Raw genomic sequence first — 5,988 nt, forward strand, 5'->3', positions numbered from 1 at the left:
GGGCCTCGGGGCGCTGGCCGCCTTCGCCCTGCTCTCGGTCGCCCTGCGGCGGCGCTTCGCCCGGCGAGGGGCCTGATCCGGCCGCCCTCTTCTTGGGTTTCGACCTGTATTCAAAGTGCAGGGCGCCCGCCATCGTCGGGAAAGACACGGTCGATCAAAATTCGGTCTGTCCTGTCACGACAAACCGGTTCCCCTGGCCTTGGGCGAACTTGCGGGCCCTCGACGCGAGCCGGACGCCCGCGCTACGAAGGGCGAGGCCGCCGGGTCGCGCGGCGCGTCAGCGTCAAGGGCTCGGGGTCGCCGCGCCAGCCGGGGCCGGGATGGGAGTGGTTGCGGGACCCGACGATCCGGCCGCGATGCCCGAGGCGCAGGCCGTCTCGACGGCCCCCCCGGGCCTCGTCAGGCACCTGGGGCTCTCGGGCCGGCTGTTCCTGATCACCGTCGCCTTCGTCGCGGCCGCCGAGATCCTGATCTACGTGCCCGCGGTGGCCAATTACCGCCTGTCCTGGCTCTCCGATCGGATCGCCGCCGCGCAGGTGGCGGCCCTCGTCGTGGACGCGAGCCCCGGATCGGTGGTCTCGGACGAACTGGCGCACCGGCTGCTGGACGGCGTCGGCGCCCGCGCCATCGCCGTACGGGACGGCGGCACCCGGCGCCTGCTGGCGATCGATCCCGTCCCCGACACGGTCGCCGACATGGTCGACCTGCGGAGCGTCTCCGCGATGGAGGCGATCCGCGGGTCCTGGCGCACCCTTATCGCCCCCGCGGACGAGCCGATCCGGGTGGTCGGCCGGGGCAGGGACGGGTTCGACCTCGTGGAGATCCTGATGGACGAGGCGCCCCTGCGCGCGGCCATCGTCGAGTTCTCGATCCGGCTGCTCGTCTCCTCGCTGATCGTGGCCGCGGCGGCTGCCGGCCTCGTCTTCGTCGTGCTCCACTACGTCATCGTGCGGCCGGTGCGGCGGCTGGTGAACAACATCACGGCCTTCGCCGACGATCCCGAGGGCGCCGACCGGATCATCACCCCGTCGCGCCGGACCGATGAGATCGGGCTGGCCGAGACGGCCTTGGCACGGATGGAACGGGGGCTGGCCGACGAGTTGCGCCACAAGCGGCGGCTCGCCGAACTCGGCCTCTCCGTCAGCAAGATCAACCACGAGCTGCGCAACATGCTGGCCGGCGCGCAGCTCCTCGGCGACCGCCTGAAGGACACCACGGACCCGACGGTGCAGCGGGTGGCGCCGCGGCTGGTGGCCACGCTCGGGCGGGCGATCCGCTTCTGCGAGGCGACCTTGTCCTACGGCCGGGCCGCCGAGCACGTCCCGCTGCGCCGCCCCGTCACCCTGGCGCCGATGTTCCGGGACCTGTCCGACCTCGCGGCCGTGCCGGGCGACGCGCGGGTCGCCATCCGCACGCAGGTGGCCCCGGACCTCCAGGTCTTCGCCGATCCGGAGCAGCTCTCGCGGGCGCTGGCCAACCTCGTGCGCAACGCGGTCGAGGCCCTCGAATCGGCGACCGAACCCGAGCCGGCCGTGGTGGTCACGGCAACCCGCGGCAGCGGGTCGGGGCCCGGCGCCGTGACGATCCTGGTGGCCGACAACGGCCCCGGCCTGCCGCGGCGGGCCAGGGAGCACCTGTTCGCGCCGTTCCAGGGCTCGGCCCGCTCCGGCGGTACGGGCCTCGGGCTCGCCATCGCCTCGGAACTGGTCCGGCTCAACGGCGGTACGCTCAGCCTCGACCCGGAGGGGCCGGGCACCTGCTTCCGCATCGTCCTGCCCGACCAGCCCGCCTCCGGCTGACGGCGGGCACTACTCCGCCGCCGCCAGGGTGGGGACTGCCACCGTGATGCCGATGTCGCGCAGGAGCTCGGCGTCCGAATCGGTCTCGTTGTTGGCGGTGGTCAGCAGCCGCTCGCCGTAGAAGATCGAGTTGGCACCGGCCAGGAAGCAGAGGATCTGCGCCTCGCGGGTCAGCCCCTTGCGCCCGGCGCTGAGGCGCACGCGGGCCTTGGGCATGACGATGCGGGCGGTGGCGCACATGCGCACGAGGTCGAGGGGATCGACCGCGGGCCGGCCCTCCAGCGGCGTGCCGGCCACCGCCACCAGCGCGTTGATCGGCACGCTCTCCGGGTGCGGGGCGTGGTTGGCCAGGACGTGGAGCATGGCGGCCCGGTCGGTCACGCCTTCGCCCATGCCGACGATGCCGCCGCAGCAGATTCCGATGCCGGCCTCGCGCACGGTCTCCAGGGTCCGGAGACGGTCGTCGTAGGTGCGCGTGCCGATGATGTCGCCGTAGAAGTCCGGCCCGGTGTCGAGGTTGTGGTTGTAGGAGGTCAGCCCCGCCTCGGCGAGACGCTGCGCCTGCGAGGGCGTGAGCATGCCGAGCGTCACGCAGGCCTCCATGCCGAGGCCGCGCACGCCCCGGACCATGGCGAGCACCGCGTCGAATTCCGGCCCGTCCTTGGGCTGGCGCCAGGCCGCGCCCATGCAGAAGCGATGCGCGCCCGACGCCTTGGCGGCGGCCGCCTCCCTCAGCACGGTCTCGACCGGCATCAGCCGCTCGCGCGCCATGCCGGTGCCCTTGTGATGGGCCGATTGCGGGCAATAGGCGCAATCCTCCGGGCAGCCGCCGGTCTTGATCGACAGGAGGGAGGCCCGCTGGATGTCGGCCGGATCGTTGTGGGCGCGATGAACCGAGGCCGCCCGGAACACGAGGTCGAGCAGCGGCAGGTCGTGGATCGCGCGGATCTCCTCCACGGTCCAGTCGTGGCGGATCGCGGCGGCTTGGGTCTGTGCGGCGAGTTCGATCATGCCGTCCCTTGAGTGGGATCGGCGGGCAAAAATCAAGCCCGGCGTCGAGGTCCCCCGCGATCGAAATGGGGTGGATGCCAGGTTCCCGGGCACCCGCTCAGTTCGTCGGCTCGCCGGCCGAGACCTTGGCGGTCCAGTCGTCGAAGGCGATCACGGTCTGGCGCTGCTCGCCGAGACCGTCGATGCGCAGGGTCATCGCGTCGCCGGACTTGAGGTAGCGCGGCGGCTTCATCCCCAGGCCGACGCCGGGGGGCGTGCCGGTGGTGATCACGTCGCCGGGCTCCAGGATCATGAAGTGGGAGACGTAGGCGACGAGTTGGGCCACGTCGAAGATCATCGTCGCGGTCGAGCCGGTCTGCATCCGCTGCCCGTTCACGTCGAGGCTCATGGCGAGGTTCTTGAGGTCCGGGATCTCATCGAGGGTCACGAGCCAGGGCCCGAGCGGCCCGAAGGTCGGGCAGCCCTTGCCCTTCGTCCAGGTGCCGCCGCGCTCCATCTGCCACTCGCGCTCCGACACGTCGTTGCAGATGCAGGCACCGGCCACGTAGCCGAGCGCCTCGTTGGCGTGGACGTAGGAGGCGTGGCGGCCGATCACCACGGCGAGCTCCACCTCCCAGTCGGTCTTGGCCGAGCCCTTGGGGATGATCACCGGATCGTTCGGGCCCGCGATGCAGGACGGCGCCTTGTTGAAGACGATCGGCTCGGGCGGGATCGCCGCGCCGGTCTCGGCGGCGTGGTCGGCGAAGTTCAGGCCGATGGCGACGAAGTTGCGGGTGCCGCCGACGCAGGGACCGAGGCGGGTGCCTGCCGGCAGGAGCGGCAGGCTCTCCGGATCGAGGAGGCGGAGCCGGTCGAGGGACTCGGGGGACAGGCCGGGCCCGGCGAGGTCGCGCAGCTTGCCCGAAAGGTCGCGCAGGCCGCCGTTCCGGTCGATCAGGCCCGGCCTCTCGTCGCCGCTCGCTCCATGGCGGATGAGTTTCATCGTAGGGCGCTCCCACCGCTCGCTTGATCGACCGCCATGAAAGTGGTCGTCCCGCGCAGCGGGTCAAGCGCGACGGGCGACGGAGCGGGCCCGTCACTGTGTTCCATTTCCCACAGATGGACGGCAAAATAGTGCATGCCCCGACGCGCTCGGCCGTTCGGAGAAACAGAGCGGAAAGTTTAGATATGAACGAATTCTGCTATTCCATCGGGATCAAAGTCTAACGACAATCATATATGTTTTTATCTGTTGTTTATTCAACAAATCCGTTTATTGCCGCATAACCCGGACGCCGGTACAGTAATGCCAAGGCAGCACCCCGAGAAACGGGGCGTCATCGAATGGCTGCCGCGAATTCGGAATGGGGAGCGATCATGTCGGGAATTCAGCGCGTCGGCTGGTTGGGCGGCGCTTCGGCGGCGTTGGTCGCGCTCGGGAGCGTCGCTGTCCAGGCCGGTGCCTTCGGCCTGCGCGAGCAGAGCAGCACCGCCATCGGCATGGCGGATGCCGGCGCCGCCTCGGGGAGCGGCGGCGTGTCGTCCATGTTCTGGAACCCGGCTGTCGTGACGATGCGTCCGGGCTGGGTGACCGAGCAGAACCTCACCTTCATCGATCCGTCCGGCAAGATCACGCCGACGACGCCGACCAATCCGGGCTTCGCCCCCCTCGGCGGTTCCGGAGAGATCGGACAAGGGGCGGTGCTGCCCTCCGGGGCGACCTCCTACCAGATCAACGACCGCCTGTGGATCGGCATCCAGACCGGCGCCCCGTTCGGCCTGGCGACGAAGCCCCGCCAGGTCTGGGCCGGTGAGGTCTACGGCCGCTCGAACCGGATCTTCTCCCTGGCCTTCAACCCCGTCGTCGGCTTCAAGGTCAACGAGTGGCTGTCCGTCGCCGCCGGCCCCAACATCGAGTACTTCCGGCTCACCCTGCGGCAGGCCGTCCCGATCCCGGGCCTGTCGCCGACCGCCTATCCGAGCTCGTTCCTCAAGGGCGATTCCTGGGGCGTCGGCTTCACGGCCGGAGCGCTGATCACGCCCTGGGCCGGCACGGCTTTCGGCGTCGGCTACCGCTCCTCGGTGCATCACGACATCGAAGGCTCGATCGGCGTGCCGCTCCTCGCCCTCGCGCCGCTGGGCGGACAAGTCCGCGCCAGGCTCAACACGCCGGAGAAGCTCAGCGTCGGCCTGACCCAGGCGCTCGCACCGAACCTCCGGATGAACCTCGGCTTCGAATGGGACAACTGGTCGAGGCTCGGCACGATCGGGATCGTCTCGGAGACCCGCGGCGTGCCCGTGAACGTCCTGCCGCTCAACTACAAGGACGGCTACACCTACGCGATCGGCGCGGAATACGACTGGTCGCAGGCGCTCACCGTGCGCGGCGGCGTGTCCTACGAGCAGACGCCGATCGATTTCGGGAACCGCTCGGTGCGCCTGCCGGACGGAGACCGGATCGGGCTCGCCGCCGGCGCCAGCTACCGCTGGAGCGAGAAGCTGACGCTCAACCTCGCCTACTCGCACCTGTTCCTCGAGCGAGGCCGTATCCTGACGGGGCCCGGACGCGACTACAACACCAGCAACATCGTCTTCGCCGGCCTCTCGGAGGGCAGCGCCGACATCGTGTCGGTCGGCTTCCGCTACACCTTCGGCACACCAGCGGCGCCGGCCCCGGCCCCGCTCGTGCGCAAGTACTGAGGCCCGGTCGTTCGAACCGCGGGCAGCCCCGGTGGATCGTCATCCTCCGGGGCCGTCCCGCTCGCGTCGCCGGGCCGGGTCCGGAGCATCGATCCGGGACGAGGACGCCGGCTCCCTGAACGGCCGATGCGGGCCCGAGCGGCGATCAGGCCTTCATCAGGACATAGGTGCCCGGAGCCGGCGCCAGCGATTTCAGGTTGCCACCGCCGGGCTCGCGGGCCGGGACACGCTCAGGGGCCTGCGCCTCCAGCCACTGGAACCAGTAGGGCCACCACGAGCCCTTCGTCTCGGTTGCCGCCGCGATCCAGTCCTCCAGGCGGCCCTCCGCCTTGCCGCCGGACCAGAAGCCGTATTTGGGCTTGGCGGGCGGGTTGACGACGCCGGCGATGTGGCCCGAGCCGGCGAGCACGTAATCCACCGGGCCGCCGAACTTCGAGGAGCCCTCGAACACCGAGAGGGCCGGTGCGATGTGGTCCTCGCCGCCCGCGAGGACCACATC

Annotated in this window: 4 protein-coding genes and 1 pseudogene; 2 read left to right on the forward strand and 3 right to left on the reverse strand. The window is 70.5% G+C overall.

The window, feature by feature from the left end; translation table 11 throughout:
* Window positions 1-356: 356 nt before the first annotated feature.
* Window positions 357-1,799 carry a sensor histidine kinase gene (locus COGEMETH_RS18695; RefSeq protein WP_238184117.1) on the forward strand — a complete coding sequence of 481 codons (1,443 nt, stop codon included), beginning with the start codon at window positions 357-359 and terminating at the stop codon, window positions 1,797-1,799.
* A gap of 9 nt (window positions 1,800-1,808) precedes the next feature.
* Here COGEMETH_RS18695 and bioB read toward each other — a convergent pair whose 3' ends face one another.
* Window positions 1,809-2,810 (reverse strand): biotin synthase BioB, encoded by a 1,002-nt coding sequence (gene bioB / locus COGEMETH_RS18700; protein ID WP_238184114.1) that lies wholly within the window; start codon window positions 2,808-2,810, stop codon window positions 1,809-1,811.
* 97 nt (window positions 2,811-2,907) lie between these two features.
* Entirely contained in the window at window positions 2,908-3,792 is an 885-nt protein-coding gene (locus COGEMETH_RS18705) for a fumarylacetoacetate hydrolase family protein (RefSeq protein WP_238184115.1), read from the reverse strand.
* 374 nt (window positions 3,793-4,166) lie between these two features.
* On the opposite strand from COGEMETH_RS18705, the gene COGEMETH_RS18710 reads away from it, so the two are divergent.
* Complete coding sequence (locus tag COGEMETH_RS18710) at window positions 4,167-5,489, forward strand: OmpP1/FadL family transporter (protein ID WP_238184116.1); 1,323 nt, start codon at window positions 4,167-4,169, stop codon at window positions 5,487-5,489.
* Window positions 5,490-5,634: 145 nt separating this feature from the next.
* Here COGEMETH_RS18710 and COGEMETH_RS18715 read toward each other — a convergent pair.
* Window positions 5,635-5,988 (reverse strand): annotated as a pseudogene (locus COGEMETH_RS18715) (class I poly(R)-hydroxyalkanoic acid synthase); the annotation flags it as partial.

It is taken from the genome of Methylobacterium trifolii, assembly GCF_022179685.1.
Classification (GTDB): Bacteria; Pseudomonadota; Alphaproteobacteria; order Rhizobiales; family Beijerinckiaceae; genus Methylobacterium; species Methylobacterium trifolii.